General features: G+C 38.9%; 13 protein-coding genes. 4 read left to right on the top strand and 9 right to left on the bottom strand.

Annotated features, from left to right (window positions below; genetic code table 11):
• Nucleotides 1-5 precede the first annotated feature (5 nt).
• The 5 genes from recD to CVP05_RS01265 all read right to left on the bottom strand — a co-directional run bounded on the left by recD (nt 6) and on the right by CVP05_RS01265 (nt 8,358).
• Nucleotides 6-1,937 (bottom strand): exodeoxyribonuclease V subunit alpha, encoded by a 1,932-nt coding sequence (gene recD / locus CVP05_RS01245; RefSeq protein ID WP_100287739.1) that lies wholly within the window; start codon nt 1,935-1,937, stop codon nt 6-8.
• Nucleotides 1,938-1,947: 10 nt separating this feature from the next.
• Nucleotides 1,948-5,574 carry an exodeoxyribonuclease V subunit beta gene (recB, locus tag CVP05_RS01250; RefSeq protein ID WP_100287740.1) on the bottom strand — a complete coding sequence of 1,209 codons (3,627 nt, stop codon included), beginning with the start codon at nt 5,572-5,574 and terminating at the stop codon, nt 1,948-1,950.
• Between the two features lie 48 nt (nt 5,575-5,622).
• Entirely contained in the window at nt 5,623-5,979 is a 357-nt protein-coding gene (locus tag CVP05_RS01255) for a DsrE/DsrF/TusD sulfur relay family protein (protein WP_100287741.1), read from the bottom strand.
• Nucleotide 5,980: 1 nt separating this feature from the next.
• Entirely contained in the window at nt 5,981-7,291 is a 1,311-nt protein-coding gene (locus CVP05_RS01260) for an NCS2 family permease (RefSeq protein WP_100287742.1), read from the bottom strand.
• A 101-nt stretch (nt 7,292-7,392) separates the two neighbouring features.
• On the bottom strand, nt 7,393-8,358 hold the full coding sequence (locus CVP05_RS01265) for an oxidoreductase (protein WP_100287743.1): 966 nt from the start codon (nt 8,356-8,358) through the stop codon (nt 7,393-7,395).
• Nucleotides 8,359-8,415: 57 nt separating this feature from the next.
• Between CVP05_RS01265 and ybaK the strand changes: the two genes are divergently transcribed.
• Nucleotides 8,416-8,889, top strand: a complete 474-nt coding sequence (gene ybaK / locus CVP05_RS01270; protein WP_100287744.1) for a Cys-tRNA(Pro)/Cys-tRNA(Cys) deacylase YbaK — start codon at nt 8,416-8,418, stop codon at nt 8,887-8,889.
• Between the two features lie 52 nt (nt 8,890-8,941).
• Here the strand turns inward: ybaK and CVP05_RS01275 are convergent, their stop codons facing one another.
• The 4 genes from CVP05_RS01275 to sppA form a co-directional block, all read right to left on the bottom strand.
• Nucleotides 8,942-9,805 carry an exodeoxyribonuclease III gene (locus tag CVP05_RS01275; RefSeq protein ID WP_100287745.1) on the bottom strand — a complete coding sequence of 288 codons (864 nt, stop codon included), beginning with the start codon at nt 9,803-9,805 and terminating at the stop codon, nt 8,942-8,944.
• Complete coding sequence (gene tyrA, locus CVP05_RS01280) at nt 9,802-10,920, bottom strand: bifunctional chorismate mutase/prephenate dehydrogenase (protein WP_100287746.1); 1,119 nt, start codon at nt 10,918-10,920, stop codon at nt 9,802-9,804. Before tyrA ends, CVP05_RS01275 begins: the two co-directional genes overlap by 4 nt.
• 9 nt (nt 10,921-10,929) lie before the next feature.
• Nucleotides 10,930-11,991: a 3-deoxy-7-phosphoheptulonate synthase gene (locus tag CVP05_RS01285; protein ID WP_100287747.1), complete on the bottom strand. Its 1,062-nt coding sequence runs from the start codon at nt 11,989-11,991 to the stop codon at nt 10,930-10,932.
• Nucleotides 11,992-12,075: 84 nt separating this feature from the next.
• Nucleotides 12,076-13,929, bottom strand: coding sequence for a signal peptide peptidase SppA (gene sppA / locus CVP05_RS01290; protein WP_100287748.1), 1,854 nt, complete (start codon nt 13,927-13,929; stop codon nt 12,076-12,078).
• Nucleotides 13,930-14,090: 161 nt separating this feature from the next.
• Between sppA and CVP05_RS01295 the strand changes: the two genes are divergently transcribed.
• The 3 genes from CVP05_RS01295 to trpA all read left to right on the top strand — a co-directional run bounded on the left by CVP05_RS01295 (nt 14,091) and on the right by trpA (nt 16,834).
• The gene (locus tag CVP05_RS01295; RefSeq protein WP_100287893.1) at nt 14,091-14,645 is read left to right on the top strand and encodes an NAD(P)H nitroreductase; all 555 of its coding nucleotides are present in this window, start codon (nt 14,091-14,093) and stop codon (nt 14,643-14,645) included.
• A 174-nt stretch (nt 14,646-14,819) separates the two neighbouring features.
• Nucleotides 14,820-16,016, top strand: a complete 1,197-nt coding sequence (trpB, locus tag CVP05_RS01300) for a tryptophan synthase subunit beta (RefSeq protein ID WP_100287749.1) — start codon at nt 14,820-14,822, stop codon at nt 16,014-16,016.
• Nucleotides 16,016-16,834 carry a tryptophan synthase subunit alpha gene (gene trpA, locus CVP05_RS01305; protein WP_100287750.1) on the top strand — a complete coding sequence of 273 codons (819 nt, stop codon included), beginning with the start codon at nt 16,016-16,018 and terminating at the stop codon, nt 16,832-16,834. The genes trpB and trpA overlap by 1 nt, the downstream gene beginning before the upstream one ends.
• The last annotated feature ends 71 nt before the right edge of the window (nt 16,835-16,905 follow it).

Genomic DNA, 16,905 nt, shown 5'->3' on the forward strand with positions numbered 1-16,905 from the left:
TCCGGCTAGAAAGTAGACAATCCTCTTTCTAGCCCACTTTGTCTTTGAGTTCTATTTTTCACCGCACTTTTCCAAATCTGCTCTTGTCCAAAAACAGTTAATTTAGATTTTGCACGTGTAACCGCGGTATAAACTAATTCTTTTGATAACAATGGATTAAACTCTGTTGGTAAGATGAAGCAAGTATGTTCAAATTCAGATCCTTGCGATTTATGCACCGTCATTGCAAATGCCATTTCATGACTAGGTACTCGGCTAGCTGGCAAGCTTCTGAATTGCTTTTCACCTTGCTCAAACCACACTCTTCCCTGCCCCTCTTCATCAACTAAAAATAACCCTATATCACCATTATAAATCCCCACATTATTATCATTTTCTGTCACCATAATTGGCTTACCAATAAACCAATCTCTAGCATGAGTAAACTGAACTAATCTTTTTTGACGTAGTGCAAATGCGATATTTGTATTCAACGATTCTACGCCAAAATCGCCTCCACGAAGTGCGGTTAAAAATCGGCATCGATTAAAAAGCATAAAAATTTCACTCACGACTTGAGGGGACATGACTTTATTTTGTTTAATCTTGAGTAAATATTCTTGATAAGTATCGACCGCACTTTTAATAATTTGTGCTAGCCCATAGGCGCTGTCTTGCTGATAACTAATAAATTCAATATCGTCATATTGTGAAAACAATGCATAACTTCGTACTTCTTGTTGAGAATTAATCGCTTTAGCTAAATGCCCAATACCAGAAGCTTCATGGAAACGATAACTTTTACGTAAACTACATAAATAATCACCAATTGTAGCGGGATGCTTATTGACAGGAACATGCTCACCACTCGCGTGTTGTAAATATTGCGCTAAAGATGGACTATATCCATCTTGCTCAACTTGTTGCAAAAACTGCCCTAATTCTCCCAAAATCGCCCCTGCCTCTACAGAAGACAACTGATCTTTATCGCCTAATAAAATCAGCTTTGCATGATGGGGCAACGCGAGTAATAATTTAGCCATCATATTTAAATCAATCATGGAGGCCTCATCAACCACCAATACATCAAGAGGCAATGGATTTGCGGCATGAAAATGAGTTCGTTCATTAAACGGATGTACACCTAATAAACGATGAAGCGTAGATGATTGCTCCGGTATTAACTTGTGTAATCCTGGTATAGCCGATGACTCTTGTGCTAACGTTCGTCTTAATGATTCTGTTAAACGAGCTGCAGCCTTACCCGTCGGGGCGACTAATTGAATGCGTAATAGCGGTAAATCTTTTACTTGTTGTAATAACTGCAAAGCTGCTAAAAGACGAAAGACAGTTGTTGTCTTGCCGGTACCGGGTCCGCCTGTAATCAAACAAAAAGGTTGTTTAATTGCTGTCGCTACTGCGACTTTTTGCCAGTTAACCTCGCTTTCTTGTACCGGAAACAATTGCGCTAAAATTTGCTGAATATGTGGTAAATCTGCTGAAAAATCTTGAGAATTTTGTACCGCTCTTTTCAAATAATCAATCACAACCCCTTCATCTTGCCAATAACGATAGAGATAAATGGCATCAAATTGAAAGACAAAGGGCGCTTTTTTTTGTTTTGGCTCGGTTGTAAAGGCAATATGTTCTTGTAAAGCTGACTGCCACTGAGAAATCGGAAGATAATTAATTTTTTGTTGAATCAAGGCTTGATAGTCTTTATCCAAAGCACGATAAGTCAGCCCAAAAAAATTGTGTTCATTTTGCGCCTGTAAGAAAAAACAAGTATCTCCCTGTTGATTCGCGGCATAACAAAGCGCAGCGACTAAGATTGCAAGCTGTTGAATTTCTATTGGATAATTAAACGCTTGCTGTTTATCTGCAATCAATTTCGCAAAGTAAAACTCACCATCTCCAATAAGATGTTGCTGTCTAAGTTCATCTAGTAAGGTTAACATTCCCTTCCTCTTAAAATAATGCGTCTAACGCTTTGATTAACGCAAAATCCGGTTTATCTGTATAAACACCATAATCGTCATTAAGGCCGTTCATACCTCGCAAAAACAAATAAAATACCCCACCAAAATCACGCTCATAATCATAGTTGACATCGCGCTGCGTTAAATAGCGATGTAATGCCACCGTATATAATAAATATTGCAAATCATAATGCTCATCAAGCATATAACGTTCTAATGCCGCCTGCTCATAATGTTGCGGTGCATGGCCAAGATAATTAGATTTATAATCTACAATATAGTATTGACCATTATGACGAAAGACTAAATCTATAAAGCCACGCACCATTCCTTGTAAGCTATCAAAGCAAAACGGTTCACGAGGGAGATGGTATTGTTGTAATAATTGATTAAATACAGATAAATTAAAATCTTGTTTCAATTTAAGATAAAATTGTAATTCTCGTAGCGTATTTTGTTGCGTAATCTGTGATAAATTTAGTCCTTTTTTATTTAATGGTGTTTCAACAATACGTTGTAACCACTGTTTTACAGGGAAAGACCAATCCTCAGGATTTAATTTTAACTCATCACAAATCTGTTCTACAGCTTCCTCACTCACTTTTTGTTCAAATTGGCAATGTTCAAAATAATTGTGTAGCGCGATACCGGTTTGTGCGCCTTGAGGAAAATCAAAAGGCGAATGCTGCTCAGGATAATCCCACACAGATTCTTTTTCTAAATGAAGAGATAATGAAATAAGGCTTTCCCCTTGGGCCATATCATGATCTTGTGCTTCATCATAAAAATCCGTATGTCGAACATTTTGTCGGATAAAAGTCGATTTTAATCTTTCATGTTGACGACTTAATGCCGTAAAACTACTAATTTGCCAATGTCTTTCGATTTTGCCATGAAAATAACGAGGCTGCAGATCTGAAATCACCGGTTTGGGAATCCATGCTAAGGGCTGCAGATCATCAATAGACATAATATCTTGTGGCGCAACAAAATGTTGTAAATAGTCTTGTGTTTGAATATCTTGGGATAAGAGATATTTTTCTCCAATCTCTCCTTGGGTCAGCGTATATAAGAATGCACTCCACTTATCCGCCCCTTTGCCTTTGTGTATAAACTCTCTCGGCAATGTCATTGCTATTTGATATTTAGCACGGGTGAGCGCAACATATAATAAACGCATTTCTTCAGCCATATTTTCATGTAAAATTTGCTCAGAATGCTGCTGCTCAATATCCCAAAGTATTTGTTTTTTCTCATTGGAATGATAGGTAGAAATCACGCTCTCTGAATTTCTCATTCCCTGCCCAACAAACGGTAGCCAAACAAGATCATACTCTAAACCTTTTGATTTATGAAACGTCACAATTTTCACTAAATCCTGTTCGCTTTCCAATCGAATTTGGCGTTCATCTTGACTCTCATCTTCTCTTAATTGCCGTTCAAACCAACGCAATAATGCCATCTCATTTTCATTTAATGGGGAAGTTTGTTGCAATAATTCTGCTAGATGCAAAATATTGGTCAATCTTCTTTCGCCGTTACTTTGACTCAACAATTTTGCAGAAATATTCTCCTGCAAAAAAAGTTGATGAAGCATAGCCAATACGCCTTGATATTGCCAAACCCGTTGATATTTTAGAAAACGCTCAACCCATAGTTCCCAAGTATTTTCGTGGAATTTTATACGTTGAATTTCAGCTGATGTCAGAGCAAATAACGAGGTGGAAATGGCATTTAGAATATGGCGCTCATGAAACGGATTCAAACAAGCGGTTAAAATTAAAGCCATTTCTTTCGCTTCTTTGGTGTGGAATACATTTTTATCATCAGATAAATATACTGATGCTATACCCAATTGGCCCAACGCCTCTTTAATTAGCTCCGCCTCACGCCAGTTACGCACTAAAACCGCGATATTTTTACCCGTAATCGGCGTTTGATTTAATAATGCGCTTTGTTGCTCGCCATAATACAACCAATGCTGAATAGAAGTGGCACATGCTTGAGCAAAGTTTGCTTTATCATGGCTGTCCGCTAAATAACACACCCATGGAGACTGGATATGGCCATTGATTGTAAAATTCAGCTCTCGCTGCGCTTCCACAGGAATAAAATCAATCTCGGAATATAAAAAAGCATTTGGGAAGGCAAACAATTGATTCACCGTTTGCACTAATGCCGCACTCGAGCGCCAATTTTTATTTAAATTAAACCGCTCTTTTGCTTGATGAGCCGCATTTAAATAGGTAAAAATATCTGCGCCACGAAATTTATAAATGGCCTGCTTAGGATCCCCTATCATAATAAATCCACAACTTTCCGGCGGATTTTCCAAATAAATTTTGGCAAAAATTTGGTATTGAATATTATCCGTATCTTGAAACTCATCAATCATTGCAAAAGGATATTGCTTTTGAATAAGCTCGGCCAACATCTTACCCTGCTCAGACAATAAAGCATGATATAGAATCATTAATAAATCATCAAAATTCTTTTGCTGGTGATTTAACTTGTAATCCAATAAAGCTTGGCGCACGCCATTTAAATAATGCCAATACAAAACTTGTACATATAGGGGGAGGTATTGTTGATTTTCGATGACCTCATCGACTAATTCAAAAATTGGATGTTCTATTGGAGCTGCGCCTTCTTCGGTATAATATTCACGCAGTTGTTTTTGACTAAAATATTTCGTTAATGCTTCAGGCAAAGACATTTCTTCAGAATTCGCCCATGTCTGAATTTGTTTTAACCAATTCGGTACTAAATTCGCTTTAAAGGAAGTTCGCTTTAAACGTTTTGGTATCCCTTTTTTATAATCTCGTTGAATTTCCGTAAGAATGATGGTTTCAACCTCTGTAAAATGTTCTTTCCACTGCTGTTTTAACTGACTGGTTTTACCAAATAACGGCTCAATATACTGCGCGATAAACTCATCTAGCGTTAAATTAAATAAGTGCGGTTGATTTGAGGAAAGTTTTAACGGCTCGCCTGTAAGATGGGCGTTGATTTTTTTTAATACATGTTGAGGTGACACTAAGTGTTCATGGATAAATTGACTCGCATTTAAAGATAAACCATAGTAATGCTTACGCCAATAATCATTAGCGTACTTTGTCTTTAAATCGGATTCATCTTTATTTAACTCTAAATTAAAATGTACCCCTGAATGAACCGCATATTGCATAAGAATACGGCGACAAAAGCCATGAATCGTATAAATAGCCGCCATATCCATATTTTGCTCTGCCAACGTTAAACGCTGAATGGCTAACGGTAAGTCAGTTATTTGATTAACGAGTTGAGCTAAAAAAGGACTATCATCAAAAAGAGTAATATCTTGGTGTTGTTGGTAGTGAACAAATTTTTGCTTCGCTTCTGTAACACGTTCACGAATATTTTTTTTCAGTTCTTCTGTCGAGGCTTCTGTAAAAGTTACCACTAAGATTTGCTCAACATTAAGCGCTTCAGGAAAATTATTCTCTCCTACTTGCAATAATAAACGCAAATATAAAGAAACCATCGTATAAGTTTTACCTGTGCCGGCTGATGCTTCGACCAAACATACGGAGTTGAGCGGTAAAGAAATGGGATTAAGTGCGGTCGTTTTTGTCATTATTTTATTAAAGGGGGCAGTTTTCCTCCCCCATTTCCATTAGAATCATTAAAAATTGATTACTTTATCTGCCCACAATGTCCAGGCCGACACATCGTCCAGTGTGCCAAGTGTCACACCCTCTGCGAGAGGAAGCTGCGCGATACCTCGCGCTTTAGTACAAGTTGTACATAGCTTAACTTCTGCGCCTTGCGCCGTTAATATTTCCATTATCTGCTGAATATTGGCGCCATCTTTAGGATCTTGTCCAGCCAATCCAGCTAATACAGAGTCAGAAAAACAAAAAATTTTTAATGCAATTTCTTTACCATATTCCTCTTGCAAATTGACTGCAAGACGCAATCCATTAAAACTTTTTTCTGAACCATAAGGCGATTCATTTAAAATAAATAGCAACTTTTGCATATTAACCTACCCAAATAAATTTAATTAAAAATAAGATAGACACGACAGCAACAGGCGCATTAATTTCTTTAAAACGTCCTGTTGCAGCTTTCATCACGCAATAAGAAATAAAACCAAATGCAATACCTTCTGTGATGGAATAAGTAAATGGCATCATAGCTGCCGTGATAAAGGCGGGAGTGGCTTCAGTCAAATCGTTCCATTCCACTTTGATTAAACTTGATGCCATTAAAATACCCACGAATACTAGAGAACCGGCCGTTGCATAAGGTGGCACAACTGCTGCAAGTGGTGAAAAGAAAATAGTTAGAAGAAATAAAACGCCAACAACTACTGCTGTTAATCCCGTGCGACCACCTACAGACACGCCTGAACCACTTTCAATATAAGTACTGATGGCTGATGTTCCCATATAGGATCCGACAACCGCACTCGTACTATCCACCAATAATGCCTGTTTCATTTTTGGGAAACGCCCTTTTTCATCTACGATACCAGCCTTGTCCGTTACTGCAATTAGCGTACCAGATGAGTCAAATAAATTTACTAACATAAAAGAGAAAATAATCCCAATTAATGCAGTATCCAACGCGCCTGCCACATCAACTTCACCAACAACCGCTCCAAGACTCGGCGGCATAGAAATAACACCATTAAATTGTACAGCTGGGTCAAATTGCAATGCAAGGGCTGTCACAACTACAATAGACACTAAAACACCGGAGTGATAACCTTTTGCCGCCATTGCAACAATAATAAAGAAGCCTAACACGCCCATGAGTAATTGTGGAGAATGTAAGTCGCCAACCGTCACTAATGTTGCCGCATTTGCCACAACCAATCCCATATTTTTAAAACCAATTAAGGCAATAAATAAGCCGATTCCAGCGCCAATTCCTACACGTAATCCCAGTGGAATAGAAGACATTAACCAATAGCGAATTTGGAGTAAAGTTAAGATGAATAGTCCTATAGAGCCCCAAAAAATTGTCCCCATACCCACTTGCCATGAATAGCCTAATTTGGATACCACCACATAAGCAAAAAAGGCATTTAATCCCATCGCAGGCGCAAGAGCAATAGGTAAATTACTGAATAATCCCATCGCAATAGTACCAAATGCTGCGATTAAACAGGTGGTCACAAATACAACTTGGGTATCCATACCGGTTACGCCTAAAATTGACGGATTGACAAATACAATATAGACCATTGTGAAAAACGTCGTAATGCCCGCAATTACTTCCGTTTTCACTGATGTATTTTTTTCTTGCAGTTTAAAGAATTTATTAAGAAATGAAGAATTTTCCATTGTTTTTTCCATTAGGTTAAAGAAAGACAAATGAAAAACATCTAAGAAGGGTGTTTTTCCCTCAGATTCTAACAAAAACCTAAGGGATATGCGATCAATTTTTAATAACCTTGTTGATAAATCGCTTCTAATAATTTTACCGCGATAAACGCTTGTGCAAAACGTTGTTCATCACTCACTGACCAAAAACTCAGTCCATTTTCCACCGCACTTAACTGACTAATATGTAAAGCAACGGTCTCTTCATAATTCTCCACTTCACCATTAGTAACCGGTGTAATAAGCGTGTCATGATATTCAATAAAATCATGCATTTTCCAGTTTTCCATGAGCGTATTGGCTGTCAATTCATAATCAGACAATACGGTGACCATTTGAGCCAAACCGTAAAATACCGGTGTTTGCACTTGGTGAAAAATCACATTATTTAACTGTGGAAAGATTTTTTGTAACTGTAAGGTTAAATTTCCATTATGGCTAGGGAATACATCAAAAGCTAAACGTTGTTGATCTTCATCAAGGGGAATACCGTTTAATAACTGTGCAGTCTGACCAACTAATTTACCAACGGTTTCATTACTTATATAAGCTGCCGGTAACAAGCTTGTGACGATAACTTGCTGAACATTTTCATCTGCCAGATCGGCCAATGCTAACGCCAATTGCGTGGTTTGCGGGTCTGGCAATGACACAATGTGACGTTGTCTCAAATTAATCAGTTGTTGTTCATTTACGCTAGGCACCACCACTGGTACATCAGATAAAATAGAACAAACACCTTTCACATCAATAACAACCACACCTTGTTCTGTCACTTTCGCTAGATGTGAAGCATGTGAAACCTCTCCAGCAAATAACAAATAGTTTACACAAGTCCAATCAATGTCATCCATACTTTGTTGCATGACAGTTTTTCCTTTAAAGCGTAAACCTTGTTCTTCATTAAATGGGTAAATTTCTGCTACCGTCAATTGCGCGATATCCAATTCACTTTGCGCCAAAAAATCCGCTATTTTCTCAGCAAGGGAAAACTCTGCTGCAATCACAATATTTATATTTGAACTCATCTTATTCTCCATTGTAAAATAATTCGCATATTTTACGAGAAAAAGGAGTAAGAGGCTATGACACCTGCTGTCGATCTACTAAAAAAACACAAAATTAATTTTATGCTCCACCCTTACGAACACGATCCAAATAATACAAACTTTGGTGAAGAAGCTGTCGAAAAATTAGGTATCGACCCAAATCAAACCTTTAAAACATTACTCATTGCAGAAAATGGCGATCAGAAAAAACTGGCGGTCATGATTGTGCCAGTTTCTCATCATTTAAGTTTAAAAAAGGCGGCAAAGGCTTTAGGTGTAAAAAAAGCTGATATGGCAGATAAAAATATTGCGCAAAAAACGACGGGGTATTTGCTCGGCGGGATCAGTCCTTTAGGCCAAAAAAAACGTTTACCTACAGTTATCGATCAAAGTGCGGTCGATTTTCCCACAATTTTTGTCTCGGGCGGTAAACGTGGATTAGATATTGAGCTTGCACCACAAGATTTGGCTACGTTATTAAATGCAAAATTTGAAGATATCTTAGAATAAAAATAGCCCTAATAACAGGCTATTTCTAAACTGATATGCGCGAACCCTAATATTATTCCCCTTGCTTAGGGTTAATCACATAATCAATGACGACCGGAGCATGATCACTGAACCATTGCGCTTTATATACCCAAGCATTAACAGTCCGATCCTTCCAATCAGGAGAACAAACTTGATAATCAATACGCCAACCCACATTTTTTGCGCGGGCTTGCCCACGATTTGACCACCACGAATAGACATCTGACTCCTGACGAACTTCACGAAAGGTGTCCACATAACCGAGTTCGTCATAAAGGCTATCTAACCAGGCTCGTTCATGAGGTAAACAGCCAGAGGATTTTTGATTACCTGACCAATTTTTAATATCAATACGCTTATGTACGATGTTGTAATCGCCACAAACAATAACAGATTTATTTTCTTTGCGCCATGTTGCCAAAATAGTTTGATATTGTGCTAAAAATAAATCTTTGCGAGCTTGAGCCTCTTCACCTGACGATCCGGAAGGTAAATACAATGAGGCAATATAAATAGGGTATCCGATGCCTAAATCAAATTCCGCTTCAACAAATCGGCCTTGCGTATCCGCAAGGTCAAAACCCAATCCATTTTTAACGGATACAAAAGGCAGACGACTATAAATTGATGTGCCGGCATAGCCTGCTTTTTCTGCGGGAAACAAATGAGCAAACCAACCTTCCAATTTAAATTTATCATCCCATTGCTCATGGGTTAGACGCGTTTCTTGTAAACAAACCACATCGGCTTCACTTTGAGCCAGCCAGTGCATAAATCCTTTTTTCTCTGCCGCCCTTAAACCATTTACATTAATGGAAACGACCCTCAAGATAGATTTATCATGATGTTCTGTGTGTAAATAATGAGATTTTGGCAAAATAGTATAGGGTGTCATCTTAAATCATTCGCTTGTTTTAATAATTGACGGCTTTCTTTCATAAAGAGTTCCGAATAATCACCAAACCAGTGGTGTACTTTTTCAAATGCATCAATAAAGCCTTGTTTATCATTATTTTCAAAAAAAGCCAAACTTTCAGCATAGGTTTCTTTTAATGATTTAATTACGGCTAAATTTTCCGGTTTGTCCATAATGATATCCGCATAAAGCCCCGCATCTTGAGCGAACAGACGGCCAATCATCGCTAATTCTAATCGATAAATTGGTGAAGAAAGGGCTAATAATTGCGCTAATTGCACGGGTTGTTTCGACAAATGCAAACCGTTAGCGAAAGTGGCAAAATGGCGTAAGGCTTGAATATAGGTCATGCTGTGATCATGCTCTCTTGCATCCACAGGATAAATAATCGCCCCCCAAATCGCAATCTGATCCAGTAACCACTGATAGCGATCAGCAAAACGCCCATCACAACGCGCGACGACCTGTTTTGCCATGCTGGGAATATCAGGGCCAAACATTGGATGTAGCCCTACTACAGCCCCTTTGTGTACTGCCAACATTTTTTCTAATGGCGCACGTTTCACGGAGGTTAAATCCGTCAATAACATATTTTCGGACAAATAAGGCTGTAAGCGCTCAATGGTTTCTAGGGTATTGGCAATAGGAACAGATACCATCACTACATCAGCATTCGCCATGATCTTATCTGCCTGTTCCCAATCCTCCCGGCCCAATACTTCCACTGAATAGCCTGAGGCAGACAAATAATGGGCAAATAGTCCCCCTAATTTACCACGCCCGCCTACAATTACTATTTTTTGGATAGCTGGGTTGACTGTTTTAAAGCCAAAACGATTTTCACTTGTATAGGATTCTCGCATTATGCGACGTAACACATCTTCGATTAAATCTGCGGGTACGCCCATTTTCTCCGCTTCCTTACGTCGAGCAGCAAGCATATCCGCTTCACGTTCAGGCACATAAATGGGTAAGCCATGTTGATGCTTCACCTCTCCCACTTTGGCGACTAATGCTAGACGTTTGGCGAGTAACTGCAACAATGCTTGATCAGTATGATCTATCTCTGTTCGAAGTTCCTTCAGTGCATCCATTTTTAACCTTTATTTCCCTGATTTTTTCGCAAGTGCGGTAGAAATTTGACGTAATAATTGTTCGGTTGTTTCCCAATCAATACAAGCATCTGTGATTGAAACACCGTATTTCATTTGTGAAACGGGTTGCTCGGCGCTTTGATTGCCTGCAAATAAATGGCTTTCTAACATTAAACCAATAATCGAACGATTTCCATTCACAATTTGCTGCACCGCATCTTCAGCAACCGCTGGTTGACGACGATAATCTTTATTTGAGTTGCCATGGCTGCAATCGATCATAATTGCCGTTTCTAATCCTGCATTTTCCAGCTCAATTTCACATTGTGCCACAAACTCTGCTTGATAATTTGGTACTTTCCCCCCACGTAAAATCACATGGCCATCGGGATTACCTTCCGTATGTAATAAATTAACTTGCCCTTGCTGATTAATGCCGATAAAACTGTGTCCCATTGAAGCCGCTTTCATCGCATTAATTGCCGTCGCCAAGCTACCATCTGTTCCATTTTTAAAACCTACAGCCATTGATAAGCCTGAAGCTAATTCTCTGTGGGTCTGAGATTCTGTCGTTCTCGCCCCAATAGCTGACCAGCTAAATAAATCCGCCATATATTGAGGAGTAATCGGGTCAAGGGCTTCTGTAGCAAGAGGTAATCCAAGTTCTGCTAGCTCAATTAACAAGGCTCTGGCAATATGCAAACCATGCTCCACATCAAAAGAACCATCAATTTTCGGATCATTAATCAATCCTTTCCAACCAACCGTTGTACGAGGTTTTTCAAAATATACGCGCATAACAATGTAAAGATTATCTGACAGTTCATCAGAAAGTTTTTTCAACTTTTGTGCATACTCTAGCGCAGCATGTGGATCATGAATAGAACAAGGACCAATAACAACCAGCAGTTTATCATTTTGTTTATGAATAATATCCGCAATATCTTTTCTTGACTGCTCAATTTGCGTGCGAAGTGCGGTCGAAAGTGGCAATTTTTCTTTTAATGCCTGAGGGGTAATTAATACTTTTTCGTCGACAATATGGACGTTATGAAGGCTGTCTTTATTCATAATATTTCCTAAAATATCAAGTGTATTATTTTGTGTACATTACATGTAACAAATATAATACACTTTAAAATAAAAAGTGCAATCCTATTTTACAATACTGCATGTCAAACAATATAAATACTGCCCTTTAGGATCATTATACTGTGTTAAAATGCCAGCTTGTTGCTTAATTTGCTGATAGGTTTGCGATGGGATACCTATAAACTCTGCAATAGCATGTTGTATGGTTGTTTTCGTGCCTTGATTAAAATCATTGAGTAAAGATTGCCATAAGCTGCCTTTTGAATCCACAACCCACTCTAAGGATAACTCCTCATGGCCGGATAATTCTTTTGCTTTTCTTACTGCAGTAGAAAAATCACCAATTTCATCAACTAATTTATGTTGATAAGCCTCTTCACCTAGCCACACTCGGCCTTGTGCTACACTATCTACTTCAGCTATAGTTAGGCCTCGCCCCTGACTAACAATTGATAAAAATTGTGTATAACCATGCTCGATAGATAGTTGGATGGTTTCTGATACTTCATTCGATAGCGCGGTAATACTACTCCCTTGACTTAATGGCGAGGTTGCGACTTCATCACTATAAACCCCTGCTTTTTTGATCGTATTTTCAAAGGTTGGAAACATGCCAAAAATACCAATAGAGCCCGTCAGTGTGTTTGAATCAGCAATAATATAATCTGCAGTACTCGCAATCCAATATCCACCGGAAGCTGCCATATTCCCCATTGATACGATAACGGGTTTATTTGCCGCTTGTAAGTTGTCTACCTCTTGACGAATTAGCTCAGAAGCAAACGCGCTACCACCAGGACTATTCACTCGCAAAATCACCGCTTTAACCGCATTATCATCACGAGCTATGCGTAGTAAACGTGAAATAGTATCACCGCCCACATTTCCGTCCATACTTTCGCCATCAATAATTGCGCCTTCCACATTCACTACGGCAATTTTTTCTCCCTCTCCTAACATACGATCAGGTAAGGCAGCAAGATAGGTATCATAGTCTACAGATTTAAATGAGCCGGATTGGTTTGCACCAAAAACATTCATCAGCTTTTGCTCAAACTCTAACTTCGTCACTGCTTGATTAACCAACCCTCTTTGTATGGTATAAGCATTCTGATCCCCTTTTAATGTTTTTAATTCGGCTAAATATTGCGTTGAATTAGGCAATACTTGTGGTAATGGGATATTTCGATTTTGTGCAATCGTTTCTTGGTAAGATTGCCACATTTTGCCAAGCCATTGTGCCGTATTTTGTCGAGCCTCTGGCGACATATCATCGCGTAAAAACGGCTCTACTGCAGATTTATAGCTACCTACTCGAAAGACATGTGCTGTCACATCTAATTTTTCTAATAAAGATTTGAAATATAAATTTTGGACTGCAAATCCATGAATATCCACCTGCCCCACTTTGTTCATGTAAATTTCATCAGCAAAGCTTGCCAACAAATATTGAGATTGACCATAATAATCAGCATAAGCAATCACGGGTTTATTTTGTGTTTTAAAATAAGCAATGGCATTACCAATATAGCGTATCGTTGCTAAATCAGCCCCCTCAAAATAATTTAAATCCATGACTAAACCTTGAATGCGCTCATCTTTTGCGGCTTGTTCAATGACATAGACCACATCGAAAACCGAATATTGCCGTGATACCGGATACCCATTTATACCTTTTAATGCGGTACGCCAATCCATTTCTTCACGATTATCCGTTAAATAGCCTTCTAAGTTCAGATATAATGCGCCCTGTTCACCGGTTAACATTAATGATTGGTCACGATTTACCCCACTCATTAATCCAAAAACGGTAAAGGCTAAAAGCACAAACAACAAGAAAACAATATTCATCACAACATCTCGGATACAATTCAATCCGCGCCATAAACATTTCACAATGGAAACTAAGGTTTTCATAAGCTATACCTTCTTATTCAAAAAGATCTTGAAAAATAACCGCACTTTAGCATAAATTTAGGATAAATGTTATGATGATATACAGATTTATCATGGGAAACATCATTGCAAAACAACAAAATACATTATGCAATTTTCACGCCAAAGAAGAGGATAATATTATGCAAGCACTCGACTTACTTACTTCACGTCGTTCAGAAAAAAAGCTCTTTGAGCCCGCGCCAAGTAAAGATCAACTAGAAAAAATGTTTCAAGCTGCCTTACATACCCCTGATCATGGAAAATTACAGCCTTATCATTTCGTCGTAATCGAACAAGACCGACTTGCCTACTTAGCTGATTTACTTAAAGAGGCAGTCAATGAATTAAATTTAGGCGAAGAACGTTTAAAAAAAGCAGAATCTTTCGCCACTCGAGCTCCGATGATCATCGGAGTGGTTGCCAAAATCAATAAAGACATCAAAAAAGTTCCGGCATGGGAACAAATGTTAACGGCAGGTTGTGCAACTTATGCATTACAATTAGCCGCAAATGCACAAGGTTTTGCTAACGTTTGGGTAACCGGTCCATGGATTGATGGCTCTGCTTTACGTCAAGCATTTGGGTGTGAACAGCATGATAAAATTGTCGCCCTTGTCATGATAGGGACAGAAGAAGAAAAAATATCCCGTGACCCTAAGGTCATTAATACCGAAAACATTGTGCGTTATTTGTAATTTTCTCTTTAGAAGTGCGGTCAAAAATCATCATTTTTTTACCGCACTTTTTAAGTGACTCATCAAACAATCCAATATTGCACCATTATTTTATAAAAAAGCATAAAGCGCTATACATTATTGTACTAGTGTAGTAGTATTGTATTAAATTTAGAAATCATAACAGGGCGTTATATGACAGAAACTCTATTAAATCCTTATTTTGGTGAATTTGGCGGCATGTATGTGCCTGAAATTCTGGTCCCCGTGTTACAACAACTTGAGAAAGCATTTGTAGAAGCTAAAGATGATCCCACTTTTCAGCAGGAATTTCACGAGCTACTGAAGAATTATGCCGGACGTCCGACAGCGCTCACTTTATGTCGTAATCTCACTAAAGGCACAAAAACCAAACTGTATCTCAAACGCGAAGACTTGCTACACGGTGGTGCTCATAAAACAAATCAAGTATTGGGGCAAATACTCTTAGCCAAACGCATGGGGAAAACCCGTATCATTGCAGAAACCGGTGCGGGACAACATGGTGTAGCGACGGCTTTAGCCTGTGCAATGTTAGATATGCCATGTAAAATTTATATGGGCGCTAAAGATATCGAACGACAATCCCCTAATGTGTTTCGTATGCGTTTAATGGGCGCAGAAGTCGAATCGGTAGAAAAAGGGTCTTGTTCTTTAAAAGATGCTTGTTGTGAAGCCATGCGAGATTGGTCAGCAAATTATGACACCACTCATTATTTACTTGGTACAGCCGCAGGCCCTCACCCTTTTCCAACCATCGTGCGGGAGTTTCAAAAAATGATTGGCGAAGAGACAAAGCGCCAGATTTTAGAGAAAGAAAGTCGCTTACCTGATGCAGTCATTGCCGCTGTTGGAGGGGGCTCTAATGCTATCGGTATGTTTGCGGATTTTATTGAAGAATCCAGCGTACGCTTAATTGGTGTTGAACCAGCGGGTAAAGGAATTGAAACTGGTGAACATGGCGCACCACTCGGTCATGCCAAACCGGGAATTTATTTAGGTATGCTGTCTCCACTTATGCAAGATAAAGATGGACAAGTTCATGAGTCCTATTCAATATCTGCCGGATTGGATTTTCCTTCTGTTGGCCCTCAACATGCTTATTTACAAAGCATTGGGCGTGCGGAATATCCGTCGATTACTGATGATGAAGCACTAGAGGCTTTCCAAGCGCTCGCCAAACATGAAGGCATTATTCCGGCTTTAGAAAGCTCTCATGCTCTCGCTTATGCCTTAAAGTTAATCAAACAACACCCAGATAAAACACAATTACTCGTTGTGAATTTGTCTGGACGTGGTGACAAAGATATTTTTACTGTAGATGATATTTTACGTAGTAAAGGGGGATTCTAATGAGCCGTTTTGAAAGAAAATTCGCTGAATTAGCGGCTAAAAATGAAGGGGCTTTTGTTCCATTTGTGACGTTATGTGATCCTGATTTTGAGCGCTCTTTTGATATTATCTGTGCCTTAGTCGATAATGGGGCCGATGCTTTAGAGCTTGGATTCCCTTTTTCCGATCCCCTATTGGACGGTCCTGTTATTCAAGCCGCTAATAATCGAGCATTAGAGGCGGGTTGTAGCACGGAAGAAAGTTTTGCGTTGTTAGCCAAAGTGCGAGAAATCTATCCAGACATTCCGATTAGCCTACTACTCTGCGCGAATTTAATTTATGCGCAAGGTTTAGATAATTTCTACCAACGTTGTACTCAAGTCGGTGTTGATGCGGTATTGGTTGCTGATATCCCGTTATTAGCGGGTGAAAAATATATTGCGAGTGCTAAAGCGCATGGAGTACAACCCGTCTTTATCTGCCCGCCTAATGCGAGCGAAGCGGTCATCAAAGGCGTGGCCACAAATAGTGAAGGCTATACTTATTTGGTTTCGCGTGCGGGTGTGACGAGTGCAGAAAATCAAAATCAAGCAACCAATTTAGATATATTAGTCGACACCCTGAAAAAATATCAAGCACCTCCGATTTTACAAGGATTTGGTATTGCTCAACCTCAACAAGTTAAAGATGCGTTGAACGTGGGGGTTGCGGGTGCTATTTCAGGTTCTGCCACCGTAAAAATCATAGAACAAAACTTAGATAATCATACGCATTGCTTAAAAAGTTTAGCTGAATTTGTTCGCAATATGAAAGCGGCTACAAAACGAGAAAATAAATAACATCAAGATCAATTTAGGGAATACATCGCATTGCTCCGTATTCCCTATTCTCTAAACACCCGTTTAAATTT

Source organism: Conservatibacter flavescens (assembly GCF_002795425.1).
In the GTDB taxonomy this organism is placed as follows: Bacteria; Pseudomonadota; Gammaproteobacteria; order Enterobacterales; family Pasteurellaceae; genus Conservatibacter; species Conservatibacter flavescens.

Coding starts and splice junctions, on each gene's coding strand:
- recD (WP_100287739.1), bottom strand. CDS start 1,937: ATGTTAACCTTACTAGATGAACTTAGACAGCAACATCTTATTGGAGAT.
- recB (WP_100287740.1), bottom strand. CDS start 5,574: ATGACAAAAACGACCGCACTTAATCCCATTTCTTTACCGCTCAACTCC.
- CVP05_RS01255 (WP_100287741.1), bottom strand. CDS start 5,979: ATGCAAAAGTTGCTATTTATTTTAAATGAATCGCCTTATGGTTCAGAA.
- CVP05_RS01260 (WP_100287742.1), bottom strand. CDS start 7,291: ATGGAAAATTCTTCATTTCTTAATAAATTCTTTAAACTGCAAGAAAAA.
- CVP05_RS01265 (WP_100287743.1), bottom strand. CDS start 8,358: ATGAGTTCAAATATAAATATTGTGATTGCAGCAGAGTTTTCCCTTGCT.
- ybaK (WP_100287744.1), top strand. CDS start 8,416: ATGACACCTGCTGTCGATCTACTAAAAAAACACAAAATTAATTTTATG.
- CVP05_RS01275 (WP_100287745.1), bottom strand. CDS start 9,805: ATGACACCCTATACTATTTTGCCAAAATCTCATTATTTACACACAGAA.
- tyrA (WP_100287746.1), bottom strand. CDS start 10,920: ATGGATGCACTGAAGGAACTTCGAACAGAGATAGATCATACTGATCAA.
- CVP05_RS01285 (WP_100287747.1), bottom strand. CDS start 11,991: ATGAATAAAGACAGCCTTCATAACGTCCATATTGTCGACGAAAAAGTA.
- sppA (WP_100287748.1), bottom strand. CDS start 13,929: ATGAAAACCTTAGTTTCCATTGTGAAATGTTTATGGCGCGGATTGAAT.
- CVP05_RS01295 (WP_100287893.1), top strand. CDS start 14,091: ATGCAAGCACTCGACTTACTTACTTCACGTCGTTCAGAAAAAAAGCTC.
- trpB (WP_100287749.1), top strand. CDS start 14,820: ATGACAGAAACTCTATTAAATCCTTATTTTGGTGAATTTGGCGGCATG.
- trpA (WP_100287750.1), top strand. CDS start 16,016: ATGAGCCGTTTTGAAAGAAAATTCGCTGAATTAGCGGCTAAAAATGAA.